This window comes from Saccharopolyspora sp. NPDC045941 (assembly GCF_056431445.1).
This window is the reverse complement of the sequence record NZ_JBWKKU010000034.1, coordinates 21388-39013: the sequence shown is the minus strand read 5'-3', so window position 1 is coordinate 39013 and position 17626 is coordinate 21388. Positions and strand designations below refer to the sequence as shown.

The window sequence follows — 17626 nt, the reverse complement described above, 5'->3', positions numbered from 1 at the left end:
GTTCGGTGGCCGCAGTCACCAGCGAGATGCGAGGCTCGCCGCGGCTAGTGGAAGTCACGCGAGGTCGAGGGGATGCGCACTTCCAGTTTCTGCAGCCGGTCAGCTCTCAAATTGATCACTCCTTCCGCTCGTTCGACGATTCCGCGCACCAGCAACGCGGCGCTGGTACGCCCGACTTTCCGGTAGCGCGCCCACAAACCCGGTGAACACATGACGTTGACCATGCCGGTCTCGTCCTCCAGGTTCAGGAACGTGATGCCGCCCGCCGTGGCCGGTCGCTGCCGGTGGGTCACCGCGCCGCCTACCAGCACCCGGGAACCGTGCTCCACTTCGGACAGTCGCTCCGCCGGGATCGCGCCCAACTCGTCCAATCTGGCTCGGACGAACTGCAGCGGGAAGCTGTCCGGCGACACCCCGGTGGCCCACACGTCCGCGGCGGCCACCTCCACGCCGTCCATCCCCGGCAGCGCCGGTGCCGCGGCCGACGCGGTGGTGCCCGGCAACCGATCCGGCCGATCACCGGCAGCGGCGGCGGCGTTCCACAGCGCCTCCCGCCGGGACAGGCCGAAGCAGCCGAACGCACCCGCCGTCGCCAGCGCCTCCATCTGCGCGGCAGTCAGCTGCGTTCGGCGCGCCACATCGGCCATGTCGACGTACGGGCCGTTCTCCGCGCGCTCCATGACTAATCGCTCGGCGGCGCTCTCGCCGAGCTTGCGCACGGAAGCCAACCCCAGGCGCACCGCTCGCTTACCCTCGCTGTCGGCGTCCGGCTCCAAATCGGCCTGGGCGCGACTCGCGTTGACATCAGGCCCGCGCACCCGCACCCCATGCCGGCGGGCGTCGGCGACCAGCGACTGCGGCGAGTAGAAGCCCATCGGCTGGGCCTTGAGCAGCGCGGCGCAGAACACCGCCGGGTAGTAGTACTTGAACCACGCGCTGGCGAACACCAGCAGCGCGAAGCTCAGGGCATGGCTCTCCGGGAAGCCGTAGTTCGCGAAGGCCAGCATCCGCTGGTAGATCCGCTCGGCCAGTTCCCCGGAAATGCCCTTGTCCGCCATCCCCTCGAACAACCGCCCCCGGAGCCGCTCCATCCGCTCCTCTGAACGCTTGGCTCCCATCGCCCGCCGCAGCTGGTCCGCCTCGGCCACGGAGAAGCCCGCGACGTCGACCGCCAACTGCATCAACTGCTCCTGGAACAGCGGGACGCCGAGGGTCTTCTTCAAGGCGCCGGCCATCGACGGGTGCTCGAAGTCCCAGTCCTCCAAGCCGTTCCGTCGCCGGATGTACGGGTGCACCGAACCGCCCTGGATCGGGCCCGGCCGGATCAGCGCCACCTCCACCACGAGGTCGTAGAACTCCCGCGGCTTCAGCCTCGGCAACGTGGCCAGCTGCGCGCGGCTCTCCACCTGGAACACTCCGACCGCGTCGGCCCGCCGCAGCATCTCGTACACCGCGTCGTCGTTCAGGTCGAGCTCGCCGAGGTCGACCTCGACCCCGTGGTGTTCGAGGGTCATGTCGATCGCGTAGTGCAGCGCCGAGAGCATGCCGAGCCCCAGCAGGTCGAACTTGACGAGGCCGACCTCCGCGCAGTCGTCCTTGTCCCACTGCAGGACCGTGCGGCCGGGCATCCTCGCCCACTCCACCGGGCAGACCTCACCGACCGGCCGGTGGCAGATCACCATCCCGCCGGAGTGGATGCCCAGGTGCCGGGGGAAGCCCAGCAGCTCACCGGCCAGCTCCCGCACCGGCTCGGGAATCTCGGAGTCCTCCGGCAGCGGCCCCCAGTGCTCGATCTCCTTGCTCCAGGCGTCCTGCTGCCCGGGCGAGTAGCCGAGGGCCCGCGCGACGTCCCGCACCGCCGAGCGCGGTCGGTAGCTGATCACGTTCGCGACCTGCGCGGCGTGCATCCGGCCGTACTTGCGGTAGACGTACTGAATCACCTCCTCTCGGCGATCCGACTCGATGTCCAGGTCGATGTCGGGCGGCCCGTCCCGCTCCGGGGCCAGGAAGCGCTCGAAGAGCAGCTGGTAGCGGACCGGGTCGGCGTTGGTGATCCGCAGCGCGAAGCACACCGCCGAGTTCGCCGCCGACCCCCTCCCCTGGCACAGGATCCGCTGCTCCCGGCAGAACTCGACGATGTCGGACACCACCAGGAAGTAGCCGGGGAACTCCAGCTGCTCGATCAGCGCCAGCTCGTGCTCGATCTGCCGGTAGGCCGCGGGATCGTCCTGCGGCAGGCCGTACCGGTCGAGCGCGCCCCGGAGGACGAGTTCGCGCAGCCAGCTCGCCTCGGTGCGCCCCATCGGCACGTCGAACGGCGGCAGCTTCGGGGCCACCAGCTTCAGGTCGAAAGCGAATTCCCGGCCCAGCTCGGCGGCCCGCTGCACGGCCCCCGGGTAGCGGGCGAACAGCTCGGCCATCTCCGCGCCGGAACGCAGGTAGTTGCCCGCCCAACCGGGCAGCCAGCCATCCATGTCGTCCAGGCTGCGGCGGGCCCGGATCGCCGCCACCGCCGCGGCCAACCGGGCGCGGTCCGGCCGGGCGAGGTGCGCGCCGGTCGCGGCCACTGTGGACACTCCAGCTCGATCGGCGAGCCCGGCCAGCGCGTCGTTGCGCGCCGAGTCGGCGGGCAGCCCGTGGTCGGCCAGCTCCACCGTCACGTGGTCCTGCCCGAACAGCCCGATCAGCCGGTCCAACTCGGCGGCGGCCGCCGCCGGGCCGCTTTCGGCCAGCGCCGCCGGGACCGCGCCCTTGCGGCACCCGGTGAGCACCTGCCAGTGCCCCGCCGCCGCGCCCGCGAGCTTCTCCAGGTCGTACACCGGACGGCCCTTCTCCTTGCCCTCCAAGTGCGCCTCGCTGATCGCCCGGCACAAGCTCGCGTAGCCGGCCGGATCGCGGGCCAGCACCAGCAGGTGGCGTCCTTCGGGGTCGGGAATCCCGTTCTGCGGCGCCGAAAGCCCCAGGCTCAGCTCGGCGCCGAACACGGTGCGCACCCCGTGCTCGGCCGCGGCCTCCGCGAAGCGGACCACCCCGTACAGCCCGTCGTGGTCGGTCAGCGCGATCGCCTCCAGCCCGAGCCGAGCCGCCTCCGCCGCCAGCTCCTCGGGATGGCTCGCACCGTCGAGGAAGCTGAAGTTGGAGTGCGCGTGCAGCTCCGCATAGGGCACCGCCGCCACCGCGGCGACGGCGTCGGCCTCGTACCTGGCGCGCCGCCGGGTCCACGCCGGGCTGTCGTTCCCGTCCCCGGGATGCCGCTCGTCGCGCGGGCCGGACCCGTCGGCCGGAGGCAGTCGGCCGGAGAGTGCTTTCTCCAGGTCCGACCAGGTCTGGGAAGGGTTGAACCAACTCATGAAATCCAGTGAACTCCTGTTCGATTCACCGCTGCCACCGAATAAGCCGCACTCCACTCGAACGAGTGTTCGCCGCTATCGATAGGCACCCTGCACCCACCACCGGCCCCCTTCGTGCACCAAGAGCAGCGCCACCTCGCCCACCTCGGCCTCGCCGTCCCCGGCCGGATCCGCCTCCGGTTCGAGCACGACCTGAACCCGCACCACCTCCCGCGCCGGCACCTGCGCCGCCGGTGCCGTCTGGCCGGCGCCGCCCGCCAGCAGCTCCGCCCACCAGCGCTCGGCCACCGGCCACGGCCCGGCCCAGCCGGACACCGCCCGCGACCGTCCACCCGACACCTCCACGCGGCACGGGGCGGCAGTGAGCCGATGCCGGCCGGTCACACCCACCGGGTGGCCCTCGTCGTCGAACACCGCCGCGGGCCACGGCGAATCCGGCACCACCGAGGGCGACGGCGACGGGATGCGCCCCGGCCACGGCCGGTCGGCGGGCAGCGCAGGACGGCGCTCGTCGCCCCACGGCACGAACCGCACCTGATCGCGCAGGTCCCGGCCGCCGCCGAGCACCCCGGTCAGGACCGCCTCCGGCCCGAGTAAGCCCTGCACCCGCGCGAACGCGCGCCCGGCGCGGGCGTCCGCCTCCCCGGTCGCAGCATTGAGCAAGTCGAGCTGCAGACCACCCGCCCCGACCACTTCTTCCGGCCGTAGGCTCAGCACGCTCACCCCGGCCGTCGGGCGCTGCCGACCGCTGCGACCGTGCAGCCAGCCGTCGAGCTGCCAGCGCACCCGATCCGCAGTGGCCGCCGGCGTCAACGGCTCCGCGCAGCGCCAGACCCGGTGCAGCTCCTCTCCGTGCTCGGTGCGGGCCGAAATCCCCAGCCGGGTGCAGGCCAGCCCGAGTTCGCCCAGCCTGGCGTGCAGCCGGTCCGCCAGGACCTTGGCCGCGAACGCGGCCTCGTCCACCCGCTCCACCGGCGGGTCGAGCTCCTCGGACACCACCAGGTCCGGCGGCGGCTGGCGCCGCAGGACCGGCCGCTCTTCCCGGCCGCCGGCCGCGCGGTGCACCAGCAACGCGGCCTGGCCGAACCGGGTGGACACGTCCGATGAGGACAGCGCCGCGAACTCGCCCAGCGTGCGAACCCCCAGTCGCCGCAACAGATCCACCAGCTCCGCCTGATCTGCGGTGCGCTGCCCGGGCAGCCGGTCGGTGAGCTGGTCGATCTCCTCGATCAGCAGCGGAGCGAGGAACTCCCGGCTTCGGCCCGGGGCCACGAGTTCGTTGCGCCGGGCCGCCAGGACCGCCGCGAACAGCCCGTCCGCGATGCCGATCCGGCACTCGACGCCGACCTGCGCGTCCAGCTGGTCCAGCACGCGCTCGGCGACGGCCTCCTCCGAACCGAAGTACCGGGCCGGCCCCCGTGCCGGGACCGCCACCAGGCCCGGACGCACGACCTCCACGCCCGGCATCAACTCCTCGACCGCCGCCACCACCGGCTCGAACAACCGCGCGTCCCGGGCCGGATCGTGTTCGCACACAACAAGTTCCGGGCACCGGCCCTGCGCTTCGCGGCGGCGCATCCCACGACGCACCCCGCTGCTGCGAGCCGTTTCGGAACAGGCCACCACCCGGTTCGCCGCGAACACCGCGGCGGGCACCAGCGGGCCGAGCTCGGCCGCACGGGAGGCGGCGACCACCGGCCAGTCCGGGCACCAGATGACGAGTCGACGAGGCGGCACCGCTCTCACCCCGCCACCGGGCGCAGCTGCGGCCGAGCGCTCTCGCCCGGCTCGTCCGCGGGCACCCCGATCGCTCCGTCGCGCGCTGGGAGCAGCAATCGGCACGAGCGCGGCCTGGATGCCGCTCCGCGCCCTCTTGCTCGCACCGTGACGGCACGTTCCCGCAGGTAACCATGACCCTGTCCAAGTCCTCGCCAGTCGGCACCTACGCAGCACAGCTGCACCTCGGCACCTGTCCACGGGCCGAACGGCAGCAGCACCGAGCCGCGGTTGCGCGCCCGCGCCGACAGTCGCCGAGCATCCGAGTCGGCCACCTGCCGGGTACCACCCACCGCCACCAGGTCGACCCCGTCGAGCAGTGCGGCGATCACGCCCACCGGGTCTCCGCCCGGCCGCGGCACCACCGCGAGCCTGGCGAGCTCCACGCCGGCTTCGGCCGCCGCCACCAAGCTGATTCCGGGCAGCCCCACCACCGCCGCCCAAGATCCGTTCGCCGTCGCCTCGGACAGCAACGCGAACAGCAATGAGACCGATCCGTGCACCGCCACCGTGCTGCCACGGCGCAAACCTGGCCATGGCAGCACGGCGGCGAGCTCCGTCCGCGTGGGCAGCACCCGGCCCGCTCCCGGAATGCCGCCGGCCTCGACGGCCTGCACACCCACGGACACCCCGTCAGCCGTGGACGCGCCCAGCGCCGTCAAGGACGCCATCGCGGACATCGCTGCCTCCCCACATCGTGACCGCATGGATGCCCGACCCCGGCGCGGGCACCCATTCAGCCGCTGCGGGGAAGGCAGCGGTGGACCCGGCGCTGCGCCTGCACCTGAACACGGCGCCGGTTCCATCGGAGTAGCCGACCCCGACATCGGCCACTTCCGTTATCTCGAACCTCAGTTCGAACAAGTCAAGTAAACCCTGCACAGCGACCCGCGTCAAGGGCTTCGACCGGATTAGGTGAACATTTGTTCGATCATCTGATCTTGGCGGAAATGTCCGCTACAACTTGACTCATGACCGCGTTTCCAGCTCGCGGGAAAGCCGCCGTCCGAGCAGTTCCGGCGGCCGACCGAGCAGGCGGGCCAGCCCACGGCGAGCCCGCGAACGGCGAACGAACCCACCCGTAGCCACCGGCCTTGCGCCGACGGCTGCGGCACGCAGTCCGAGGAGGCAAGGAACCATGCGCACGAACGAAACGCGCGCCGATCACCGCCCGGCCGAGGCGACCGGCGAAACGAAAACGGTGCGGCCGACCGAAGTCGACCGCACCGTCCACAGTGCACCGGATTCAGTGCGCGAAGTGGCGCGTCCCGGTGAAGTACATCGGCACGCCGGCGGCCTCGGCCGCCGCGATGGTCTCCGCGTCCCGGACCGAGCCGCCGGGCTGCACGATCGCGCGAACCCCGGCGTCCAGCAGTACCTGCGGGCCGTCCGCGAACGGGAAGAACGCGTCCGAGGCAGCCACCGAGCCCTTCGCCCGGTCGCCCGCCCGCGACACCGCGAGGCGCGCCGAGTCGACCCGGTTCACCTGGCCCATTCCGACGCCGACGGTCGCCCCGTCGTCGGCCAGCAGGATCGCGTTGGACTTCACCGCGCGGCAGGCGCGCCACGCGAACTTCAGGTCCGCCAGGGTAGCCTCGTCCACCGGCGAGCCGGCCGCCAGCGTCCAGTTCGCCGGGTCGTCGCCCTCGGCGTCGATCGCGTCGGAGCCCTGCACCAGCATGCCGCCGGAGATCGCCCGCATCTCGATCCGGCCGCTCTTGGGCGGCTGCGCGGTCAGGATCCGGATGTTCTTCTTCTTGCTCAGCACGTCCACGGCGCCGTCGGCGTAGCCCGGCGCCACGATCACCTCGGTGAAGATCTCGGCGACCTGCTCGGCCATCGCCACCGACACCTCGCGGTTCGTCGCGATGACGCCGCCGTACGCGCTCACCGAGTCGCACTCGTGCGCCTTGCGGTGCGCCGCGGCGATGTCATCGGCCACCGCGATGCCGCACGGGTTGGCGTGCTTGATGATCGCCACGCACGGCTCGCTGTGGTCGTGCGCAGCGCGCCAGGCCGAGTCGGCGTCGACGTAGTTGTTGTACGACATCTCCTTGCCGTGCAGCTGAGCCGCGGCCGCGAGCCCGGTCGCTTCGCCGCCGGAGACGTACAGCGCGGCGGGCTGGTGCGGGTTCTCGCCGTAGCGCAGCGCGGAGCGCCGCTCCCAGGTCTCCCCGATCCAGCCGGGGAACACGGAGTCGTCCCCGGTCGGCACCTTGCTCATCCAGGACGCCACGGCGACGTCGTACGACGCGGTGTGCCGGAACGCGGCCGCAGCCAGCTCGACCCGGTCGGCCAGCGTGAAGCCGCCCTCGCGGACCTGCTCCAGCACCCACTCGTAGCGGCTCGGGTCGACCACGACGGCGACGTTCGCGTGGTTCTTGGCGGACGCCCGCACCATCGCCGGCCCGCCGATGTCGATCTGCTCGATCACCTCGTCCGGCGCGGCGCCCGAGGCCACCGTCTGCACGAACGGGTACAGGTTCACGATCAGCAGGTCGAACGGCGCGATGTCCAGGTCGCGCAGCTGGTCCGCGTGCTCCTGGCGGCGCACGTCGGCGAGCAGCCCGGCGTGCACCCGCGGGTGCAGGGTCTTGACCCGGCCGTCGAGCGCCTCCGGGAAACCGGTGAGCTCCTCGACCGGGGTGACGGGCACGCCCGCGGCGGCGATCGTGCGGGCCGTACCGCCGGTGGACACGATCTCCACGCCGGCGGCGTGCAGCCCGGTGGCCAGCTCCAGCAGGCCCGACTTGTCGGACACGCCGATCAGCGCGCGGCGAACTGCTCGCCGCTCCTGCGAGTTCGTGGTCACGGGATACTCACCTTCCGTCCCTGCACGGTCCAGCCGTGCAGTGCCAGCTGTTCCAGGGTGTCGACCAGCAGCCGCCGCTCGACGGCCTTGATCCGCTCGTGGAGGCTCGCCTCGTCGTCGTCGGGCCGCACCTCGACGGCCTCCTGCGCGAGGATCGGCCCGGTGTCCACGCCGGCATCCACCACGAACAGCGTGCAGCCGGTGACCCGGACTCCATACTCCAGCGCATCCCGCACCCCGTGCATGCCGGGGAACGACGGGAGCAGCGCGGGGTGGCTGTTGAGGTACCGGCCGGCGAAGCGGGCCAGGAAATCGGCGCCGACGAGTTTCATGAACCCGGCGGAGACCACCAGGTCCGGCTCGTGCTCGGCGCAGGCCTCGGTCAGCGCGCGGTCCCACTCGGCGCGGTCGGCGTGGTCCTTGACCCGACGCACGAAGGTCGGCACCCCGGCGCGCTCGGCGCGGGCCAGTCCCTCGATGCCGTCGCGATCGGCGCCCACCGCGACCACCTGCACCGGGAAGTCCGGCGAACTGGTCGAGTCGAGCAGCGCTTGCAGCAGGGTTCCGGATCCAGACACCAGCACGACGACCCGTGCGGGGCCGGCGGTGGCGAACCGGGTTGACTTCGAGTGCTCTGCGGCGCTCGGCTGGTCGGGCGTACTCGGATTCAGCGTTCGCTCCTGACATGCCTCGGCACGATCTCCCGAAGCAGCGTAAGCGCTGATTGCGGCGCCGACGTCGCCAGGGCCCGGGCGAGTGGCGCAGCCCTCACCTCCGGTCGTCCCCGGTGAGGTCGCCGTCGAATTCGGTGGGGTCGATCTCGGCGGGCTTGCTTCGGGGCTGTTCGGACTCCGCGGCCTCGCGGGCGTGCGGAATCTCCGGAGCCAGGTCGTCCAGTTCCAGAGCCTCCGCCTCGGACGCGTTGTCGCCCGCCGGGGCGTCGTCGTCGACATCGGTGGTGTCGTCAGCGCCGGTTTCGGTGTCGTCGGCGGCGTCCGAAGCGGAGGCATCAGACGGATCGCCGGTTGCGTCGTCCTTCGGGGTCGCCTCGTCTGCGGAGTCGGCGCCGGCCGTGGTCGAGCCCGTGGCCTCCTCGGCATCCGCCTCGAGCTCGTCGTCGAGGTCCGGCCCGGCCAGCCACGTGACGGCGGCGGCTGGAATGGCGATCCAGCACAACGTCGCCGCGGCCAGTGCGACCGGACGCAGCGTCACCTGGCCGAACGGACCATTGCCCAGATCGCCCCCGGCAACGTGTGCGAGCAGCAGCGTTCCCATCGCCGCGACCGCTGCCGCCACGCCGACCGCGAGCAGCCTGCGTGCCAGGGACCCGGGCACGCGGCGCGCGGCGGTCCCGACGAGGAGGCCGACGACCAGAGGCAACCCCAACACGATCGCCCACCAGGCCGCCGAATCGTGCGTCGGCAGGACGGCGAGCAGCGGCACGTCCGGCACCGGACCCGGCGCGACGTGCAGTGGCTGAATCTCGAGCCGGCCGATCGACAGGCCCGTTCCGGCGGCGAAGGACCAGCCCGCCATGACTGCATTCGGGAGGTAGAGCAGCGACAACAGCGTGGCGCCGATCGCGTCGCCGGCCGTGCTCCCGAGCCGAGCGAGGGCGGCGACCATCTCCGGAGCCGACAGGCAGATCCCGGCCAGCAGCACCACGCCACCGGCAGCGACGAGCGCGGCTAGCGCCAGCAGGCCGAGGCGCAGGCCCGACCAGACTTCGGCCTCGACCCGTTCCCAAACCAGGTAGATCAACCCGCACCGGTTCGCCACGCCTGCCGCAGAGGCGATCGTGGCTACCAGCCCGCAGCTCAGGAACGCATCCACCGGGACCGCGTTCACCGAACCGTCCAGCACCACGGCGATGGCGGTGCCGACGAAGGCGTGCACCAGCCCCATCGCCGTGATCAACGGCCATGCCTGATCCGGACGGCGCAGTCGGGACCGCCGCGCGACCCAGGCGGATGCGGCGGCGATCAGCAGCATCACCAGCGCGGTGGGCAGCAGCGGTAGGACGCTCAGCGGCGCGTCCGTGATCTTCAGCGCGGTCTGGTGCAGCGCGAGCCACCCGGGCAGGGCCGCCACCAGGACCACGACCGGATCGAACTGCGCGCTGCCCGCGGTCGCCATCACCAGCGCTATCAGTCCTGCGGCGACCAGGTAACCGGCGAGCAGGACGGCGCCGACGGCCACGGCGAGCAACCACCAGCGGATCCCGTGCCGGCGTTCGCGGGGACCGTCGGCGATGGCGTGGGGGATCGAGTCGAGCACTGACACGCAGCCGAATGTCGCACCGAAGTTACGCCGAACGGGTCACAACACGCCGTTGCTTCCGCCCATCGTGCGACAGCATTCGTCCACATTGGACATAACCGTTGCGGCGAGTCACCATCCGGAGCTCCGTGCCGAAAGCGCTCTTCCGATTCCGCGGTAGCCCCTGCGAACACCGCGCGGGCGACCTCACCACCAGCACGAACCGGTGACAAGGCCGCCCGCGCGACGAGCGGATCGAACTGATCAGAAGCTGGGCGGATTGGCGCCGGGGTGCGGCATCTGCTGAGTGCCCTGCGGACCGGGACCCTGGCTCGGCTGCGCCTGCTGGCCGGACGGGTTCGACGTCGGCGCGGACTGGCCGGACTGCGGCGGCTGGCTCGGCTGACCGGACGGGCTCGACTGCGCCGGCTGACCCGACGGTCCGGCCTGACCAGGCTGGTTCGGAGACTGGAAGCCGCCGGAGGCGGGCTCCCAGCTGCCGGACTGCTGGGACTGCGGGCCGGCCGCCGGGCTCCAGCCGCCACTCGGCTGACCGAACTGGCCGGGCTGGTTCCACGCCGGCGCACCGGGACCACCGGGACCACCAGGGCCACCGGGACCGCTGGGACCACCAGGCCCACCGGGGCCGCCAGGGCCACCGGGACCGGCCGGGCCGCCGGGCTTGCCCGACTGGAACGGGGCGGACTGGCCGAAGGGCGGCTTCGGGGGCTGCGCGGGCTTCGACGGCGCGTTGACGATGCCGCCCTCCATCAGCAGGATGGCGACCACGGCACCCAGCTGGACGATGGACAGCAGCAGAAGCACCACGACGATTCCGCCGGAGCCGCCGCCGACCAAGTCCTGGAGCAGGCTGAGGGTCGCGTAGGCGGACAGCGGTGCGGCCGCGAACAGCGCGTTCGGCGTCTTCGGCACGAACCGCAGACCCGCCAGCGAGGCGGAGACGATCAGGGAGAACCCGACGAGGCTGCCGATCGCCACGCCGGCGACGCCGTCGAAGAAACCGATCAGGTAGCCGATCAGACCGGCGCCTGCCGCCACCAAGGCCAGGATCTCGTTGAGACCGAGCGAAACGCCGGGGCGTCCCGGGGCGGCCGGCGGCGGCGACTGGGGGAAGGGCGCGGACATGGCTGGACGGACTCCTCGCTTCAACACTCGGGGGCGGAGCTTGCTGACGGTATCGAATCAACCGGCTTCGGTGTACCGGAAGACCGCCGAACCGGGGCTTTCCTGCGGGCTCCGGCGAAGCGCTCGCGATTCCGTCGGCCCCGCACAAAAGCATGCAGACAGCCACCGGGGCCGGACGCCCGAAGGCGTCCGGCCCCGAAAAGGACGTGTCGAGATCGGGCTCAGCCCTTGACGATCTCGCGCATCAGCTTGGCGGTCTCGCTCGGCGTCTTGCCGACCTTGACCCCAGCGGCCTCCAGGGCCTCCTTCTTCGCCGCGGCGGTGCCGGACGAACCGGAGACGATGGCGCCCGCGTGGCCCATGGTCTTGCCCTCCGGCGCGGTGAAACCGGCCACGTAGCCCACCACCGGCTTGGTGATGTTGGCCTTGATGTAGTCGGCCGCCCGCTCCTCGGCGTCCCCACCGATCTCGCCGATCATGACGATCGCCTCGGTCTCCGGGTCGTCCTCGAAGGCCTGCAGCGCGTCGATGTGGGTGGTGCCGATGATCGGGTCACCACCGATGCCGACGGCGCTGGAGAAGCCGATGTCCCGCAGCTCGTACATCATCTGGTAGGTCAGCGTGCCCGACTTGGACACCAGACCGATCTTGCCCGGGCCGGTGATGTCGGCCGGGATGATGCCGGCGTTGGACTTGCCGGGCGAGATGATGCCCGGGCAGTTCGGCCCGATGATCCGGGTCTTGTTGCCCGTGGCGTTGGCGTGCGCCCAGAAGTAGGCCGAGTCGTGCACCGGGATGCCCTCGGTGATGACCACGGCCAGGTCGATCTCGGCGTCGATGGCCTCGATCACGGCGTCCTTGGCGAACTTCGGCGGCACGAAGACGACCGACACGTCGGCGCCGGTCTCCTTCATGGCCTCCTTGACGGTGCCGAAGACCGTGAGCTGCTTGCCCTCGATCTCGACGGTCTGCCCGGCCTTGCGGGCGTTCACACCGCCGACGATGTTGGTGCCGGAGCGCAGCATCCGAGCGGTGTGCTTGGTTCCTTCAGAGCCGGTGATGCCCTGAACGATGACCTTGCTGTTCTCGTTGAGGAAGATAGCCATGGCCTCATGCCCCCGCAGCCAGCTCGGCGGCCTTGTCGGCCGCACCGTCCATGGTGTCCACCATCGTCACGACCGGGTGGTTGGCCTCGGCCAGGATGCGGCGACCCTCTTCGACGTTGTTGCCGTCGAGCCGGACGACCAGCGGCTTGGTGGCCTCGTCGCCCAGGATCTTCAGCGCCTGCACGATGCCGTTGGCAACCGCGTCGCAGGCGGTGATTCCGCCGAAGACGTTGACGAACACCGACTTCACGGCCGGGTCACCGAGGATAACGTCCAGGCCGGCGGCCATGACCTCGGCGGAGGCGCCGCCGCCGATGTCCAGGAAGTTCGCCGGCTTCACACCGCTGTGCTTCTCGCCGGCGTAGGCGACCACGTCGAGGGTGGACATGACCAGCCCGGCACCGTTACCGATGATGCCGACCTCGCCGTCCAGCTTGACGTAGTTGAGGCCCTTCTCCTTGGCCTTGGCCTCGAGCGGGTTCTCCGCTTCCTTGTCCACCAGCTCGGCCTGCTTGGCCTGGCGGAACGCGGCGTTCTCGTCGAGGGTGACCTTGCCGTCCAGCGCGATGATCTTGCCCTGCGGGTCCTTGACCAGCGGGTTGACCTCGACCAGCGTGGCGTCTTCGGCGACGAAGGTCTCCCACAGCTGGACGATCACGTCGGCGACCTGGTCGGCGACCTCGGCCGGGAACTTGGCGGCGGTGACGATCTCCCGCGCCTTGTCCTGGTCGACGCCCTCGATCGGGTCGATCGCGATCTTCGCCAGCGCCTCGGGCTTGGTCGCCGCGACCTCTTCGATCTCCATGCCGCCCTCGACGGAAGCCATCGCGAGGAAGTTGCGGTTGGCGCGGTCGAGGAGGAACGAGAAGTAGTACTCGTCGGCGATGTCGGAGGCGGTGGTGACCAGCACCTTGCGGGTGATGTGGCCCTTGATGTCCAGGCCGAGGATCGCCCCGGCCTTGGTCTCGGCCTCATCCGGGTTCTCGGCCAGCTTGACGCCACCGGCCTTACCGCGGCCCCCGGTCTTGACCTGGGCCTTGATCACAACGGGCCCGCCCAGTTCTGCGGCGGCTGCCTTGGCCCCTTGCGGATCGGTTGCCACGGCGCCGGGCAGCGTCGGCACTCCGTGGGAGGCGAAGAGCTCCTTCGCCTGGTACTCGTACAGGTCCACTCGACTCTCCTGCGACGTCGGTGTCGGACTCGGTGACGATATCGACCTGCGAGGACGCATGGGGCGGCGCACCCGGTGAACTGCCTCACCTGAGGTTGGGCATTAGGCCTGGTCGAACCGTCCAGCACGGGGATTGGCCTGCTCCGCAGGCTCGATATCGACGTTCGTGGTGACGAACGGAACAGCGCACCGTGACGGTGTGCCAGGCATTGGCGACCGCGCCGCGGGCGCCGGCAAGGCGGCTGATCGAGTGATCCGCCCGCGGCGAACGGCTCAACACCCACGCCTCCACGACCGCGGCGTTTTCCCTGAGCACACGAACCGTGCGGATTCCGCACGGTGGCGCACACGACCTACGCCAGCGATGGACTGGTTGGCGTGGCGCGAACGGCCTGTTCGCGCCGATAGATGAGGCGAATGGGCCGTTCGCCTCATCCACCCGAAGCCAGCGTGCACTGCCGGTGTGGACCGGCTCCGGGACGAACGGGGCGTTCACTCCCGCCGCGTGACGCGGGCCACAGCTCCGGCGACCATCTCCGGGGCCCATACCTGTGGGAACTCCGCTCCGGGGCCGCTGGGCATGATCAGAAACCGTTCCTTACTGCTGTCGATCGCCGAGCACCCGGGCGGCCGCGATCGACGTTCCGAGCAGCACCACCACGCAGGCCGCTCCGAACCACAGACCCAGGCCGGGCTCCGAGCCCGGGAGCCGTTCCGCGGTCAGCGGGAACTCAAGCACCCGGACCGCCACGACGAGCGCCGCCGCGCAGAGCAGGGCCGCAGCGCGAGGCGGTCGGCACATTGGCGCCAACACCGCCGCTCCGACCACGGCGGCAAGCGCGATCACCAGTCCCCAGGACGTCGTCCCGAAGGCGGTGAACACACCGGGCGCCGTGTAGTCCGGGGCCGTGAGCACCGGGAAGCTGAACGCACCGGCCCCGAGCAGCAGCGCGAGGAGCGACGGAACCAGCACCATGCGGTGCATCGCCATTTCCGTCAGATCCACGTCGTCGCGTTCGACCGCACCGGCGATGGCCGCGACGATCGCCGCGGACGCGGCGAACAAGACCGCGACCCCGGCCGCCCAGGCTCCGATCCCGGCGCTTGCGTCCGCTGCCTGCACTGCGGTGAACACCGCGTCGAGCACTCCGGCCGCCGCGAACGGGATCACTACCCAGACCACCGTCAGCATCGGGCGCAGCCATCCGGCGAGGCGCGGCAGCAGCAGTCCGATGCCCAGCGCCACCAGCAAGAAGCCGGCGGGCCACAGCAGCCGCGCCGGGTACGGCGACGGGTCACGCAGCCCGAAGGGCATCTCCACCTGCGGTGCGGCCGCCGCCAGCAGCGCCAGCGCACCGGCGATCAGGGCGAGCACGGCCGAGGTGGTGATCAATCGGGTCAGCGCGGGCAGGCGGAGATCGTCGGTCGACTCACCGGAATCGGCGCGCCCGGCGGGCACGGCCAGCACGACCAACGAGATCACCGCGGCCACGACGAGCACCGGCCCCCAAGCCAGCTGGACCTGGTCGAGCACCGCCGCGGACACCAGCGGCGGCACGGCCACGCAGGCCAGCGCCGCAGCCATCCCGAGCAGCCCGCCGCGGGCGAACTCCGGGTCGGTGGAACCCGCCAGGAATCCGGCGGTGCTCGGCGCGGCGACGGCGAGCAGGATGCCGCCGACCAGCAGCACCAACGGTCCGTCCAGCGCCGGGTGCGGCAACAGGTACGGGTCCTCGGAGGCGAACGGCGCCATCAGAACGCCGACGGCCCCGATCACGCCGGCGCACAGCACGAGCGCGAGCAGGCCTTGCCGGTGCGAACCGGCGCCCTCATCACCGTGACCGATGCCCCGCACTGCGAGAACACCTGCGACGATCGCCGCGACATGCCCGGCGAGGAGCAACCAGACACCGGCCGAAGGGGCGAGGACGTCGAGGGTTTCCACCCGGAGCAGCTCGGGCCGGGCGGCCAGACCGGGGTCGGCGACGAACTGCAGATCCAGCACCAAGCGGCCGGGCGCGAGCGCCGCCGGGCCGACGAGCACGGCCGCCGCCGTTCCGAGCCGCCCACGCTTGGCGAAGGCGAAGGCCAGCGCGGGGGCGAGCAGGGAGAGCCCCAGCAAAAGGGGCCATGCCAGGAATGCCGCCGAGGCGCCGGGCTCGACGAGCCCGAGCAATGGACCGAGGCCGACGAGCAGAGCACCGGTGGCGGCCACCACGATCGCGACCCGCAGTCGCATCGGTAGATCGAGATCGGGCTGCGGATTCGCGGCGAGAGCCGAGGAACCGCCGGACGGATGGTCGGGCCGCGCAGTCACCGCGCAGACGCTAGCAACCCCGGACGGCGGCGGCACCTACCGGTCACACGCTCAGGGACATCCCCTAGGACCGACTGAACGGAGCACCGCCGAGTGCCCATCAAGCCGCTCTTGGAGTGTGACTCGCAACACATTTCATTACCGCGAGGCAACTTGATCGAGACACGTCCTCGTCAGCTGCGGGCCAATCGATCTACCCCGTGCCGATCACGAAGCCGCTGGCAGCTCCGCTGCGCGACGACCACACCCAGTATCCACACGACCCCGACAATCGGGCCCGCCGCACGCCTCCCGGGCACGTTCCGTAGCCGCGACACCACGGACAGAGATTTGCCCCTAGGGGATCACCTTGGTTACTGTCCCCCGGTCCGTTGTCACGGTCTGATCACGAAGGACAACCTTCGGCTGGTTCCCCGACCGGCCCCGGGATCCCCGCCCGGAAACGTGATCCGGCTCCCCGAGACGGAAGGGCAGGCATTGGCTCGACACCGCTCCCCCGGCGGCGAAGAACACTCCCCGGGCTGTGCGGAGGCGTCCCCCGACGACCCCTCCAGCAGTCCGGCGAAGACCCGGGGCTCCTCACCCGCATCGGTCTGGCGCGGCCGCGTGGTCGTCGCCGCCGTCGCAGCCGGCGCCTTCGCGGCCGCCGGGCAGTCGATGGCCGCAGGTGAAGGGCACGCCGCCCCGGACCACGACGACTTCAACCCGTCGGACGCATCGGCCTCGTTCAACACCGCGCTGGCCGACCAGTCCTACACCGGCGTCGGCGGCAGCGCTCCCGCTCCGGCGATGCTCCCGGTCGCGCAGACCACCGACGTCAGCTCCGAGATGGATCAGCTCAAGAAGAGCGAGCGAATCACCCAGGAGCGCGACGCCGCCCGCATCGCCGCCGAGGAGGCGGCGCGAGCCCCGAAGTACGTGCTTCCCGCCGACGGCAGCTTCACCTCCGGTTTCGGCGGCCGCTGGGGCACCACGCACTACGGCATCGACATCGCCAACGCCAAGGGCACCCCGATCTATTCCGTCGCCGACGGAGTCGTGATCGAGGCGGGCCCGGCCAGCGGTTTCGGCCTGTGGGTGCGGGTGCAGCACGAGGACGGCACGATCACCGTCTACGGCCACGTCAACACCATCACGGCCAAGCAGGGCACGAAGGTGAAGGCCGGCGACCAGATCGCCACCATGGGCAACCGCGGCTTCTCCACCGGCCCGCACCTGCACTTCGAGGTGTGGAACACCAGCGGAAAGAAGATCAACCCGCTGCCCTGGATGCAGGCCCGCGGCATCTCGCCCACGTAGGCATCCGCGCGAGTTCGGAAGTGGCGTCGACGACCGTCGGCGCCACTTCTGCTTCCAGCCGCCCGAACGTCGAAGTCGATGAACTCGCCGTGCGCTGGGAGGTCGGCCCGCGCATCATCCGCCTCGACATCGACCGGCTGCGAGGCTCAGCTATCCGGGTGAGGCGCGGAAGGCGGCTACCGCCTGATCGCTGGCAAGCCCACGCTTCTCCTGCTGCTCGACGGCGAGGAGGCCGTGACCTGACTTCGCCTAGTGGCAAGGAACATCGTGTAAGGCATCGGGAGCTGGCCAGCTCGAACAGGTTCTGCCCTCGCGGCTGCGGCGGGTCAAGGCCCTCGGCTCGACGACCGTGCCGCTGACGCCGGCCAACGCGATCACCGGCCGGAACTT

General features: G+C 71.2%; 11 protein-coding genes. 1 reads left to right on the top strand and 10 read right to left on the bottom strand.

Going from position 1 to position 17626, the window contains the following annotated elements:
- Positions 1–44: 44 nt before the first annotated feature.
- From AC07FN_RS25780 to AC07FN_RS25735, 10 genes are all read right to left on the bottom strand, one after another.
- Positions 45–3350 carry an error-prone DNA polymerase gene (locus AC07FN_RS25780; RefSeq protein WP_478397954.1) on the bottom strand — a complete coding sequence of 1102 codons (3306 nt, stop codon included), beginning with the start codon at positions 3348–3350 and terminating at the stop codon, positions 45–47.
- Positions 3351–3425: 75 nt separating this feature from the next.
- The gene (locus AC07FN_RS25775; RefSeq protein ID WP_478397953.1) at positions 3426–5096 is read right to left on the bottom strand and encodes a DNA polymerase Y family protein; all 1671 of its coding nucleotides are present in this window, start codon (positions 5094–5096) and stop codon (positions 3426–3428) included.
- The gene (locus AC07FN_RS25770; protein ID WP_478397952.1) at positions 5093–5806 is read right to left on the bottom strand and encodes a hypothetical protein; all 714 of its coding nucleotides are present in this window, start codon (positions 5804–5806) and stop codon (positions 5093–5095) included. The genes AC07FN_RS25775 and AC07FN_RS25770 overlap by 4 nt, the downstream gene beginning before the upstream one ends.
- Before the next feature lie 566 nt (positions 5807–6372).
- A complete protein-coding gene (purH, locus tag AC07FN_RS25765) occupies positions 6373–7938 on the bottom strand; it encodes a bifunctional phosphoribosylaminoimidazolecarboxamide formyltransferase/IMP cyclohydrolase (RefSeq protein WP_478397951.1) in 1566 nt (521 codons plus the stop codon).
- A complete protein-coding gene (gene purN / locus AC07FN_RS25760; RefSeq protein WP_342743198.1) occupies positions 7935–8516 on the bottom strand; it encodes a phosphoribosylglycinamide formyltransferase in 582 nt (193 codons plus the stop codon). Before purN ends, purH begins: the two co-directional genes overlap by 4 nt.
- Before the next feature lie 190 nt (positions 8517–8706).
- Positions 8707–10221, bottom strand: coding sequence for a cell division protein PerM (locus AC07FN_RS25755; RefSeq protein WP_478397950.1), 1515 nt, complete (start codon positions 10219–10221; stop codon positions 8707–8709).
- A gap of 240 nt (positions 10222–10461) precedes the next feature.
- On the bottom strand, positions 10462–11343 hold the full coding sequence (locus AC07FN_RS25750) for a DUF5336 domain-containing protein (protein ID WP_478397949.1): 882 nt from the start codon (positions 11341–11343) through the stop codon (positions 10462–10464).
- A 221-nt stretch (positions 11344–11564) separates the two neighbouring features.
- Positions 11565–12449 carry a succinate--CoA ligase subunit alpha gene (sucD, locus tag AC07FN_RS25745; protein WP_452616948.1) on the bottom strand — a complete coding sequence of 295 codons (885 nt, stop codon included), beginning with the start codon at positions 12447–12449 and terminating at the stop codon, positions 11565–11567.
- 4 nt (positions 12450–12453) lie between these two features.
- A complete protein-coding gene (gene sucC, locus AC07FN_RS25740) occupies positions 12454–13620 on the bottom strand; it encodes an ADP-forming succinate--CoA ligase subunit beta (protein ID WP_478397948.1) in 1167 nt (388 codons plus the stop codon).
- A 598-nt stretch (positions 13621–14218) separates the two neighbouring features.
- On the bottom strand, positions 14219–15937 hold the full coding sequence (locus AC07FN_RS25735) for a hypothetical protein (RefSeq protein WP_478397947.1): 1719 nt from the start codon (positions 15935–15937) through the stop codon (positions 14219–14221).
- A 477-nt stretch (positions 15938–16414) separates the two neighbouring features.
- Here AC07FN_RS25735 and AC07FN_RS25730 point away from each other — a divergent pair, with 477 nt between their 5' ends.
- Positions 16415–17236: a M23 family metallopeptidase gene (locus tag AC07FN_RS25730; RefSeq protein WP_478398014.1), complete on the top strand. Its 822-nt coding sequence runs from the start codon at positions 16415–16417 to the stop codon at positions 17234–17236.
- Positions 17237–17626 lie beyond the last annotated feature (390 nt).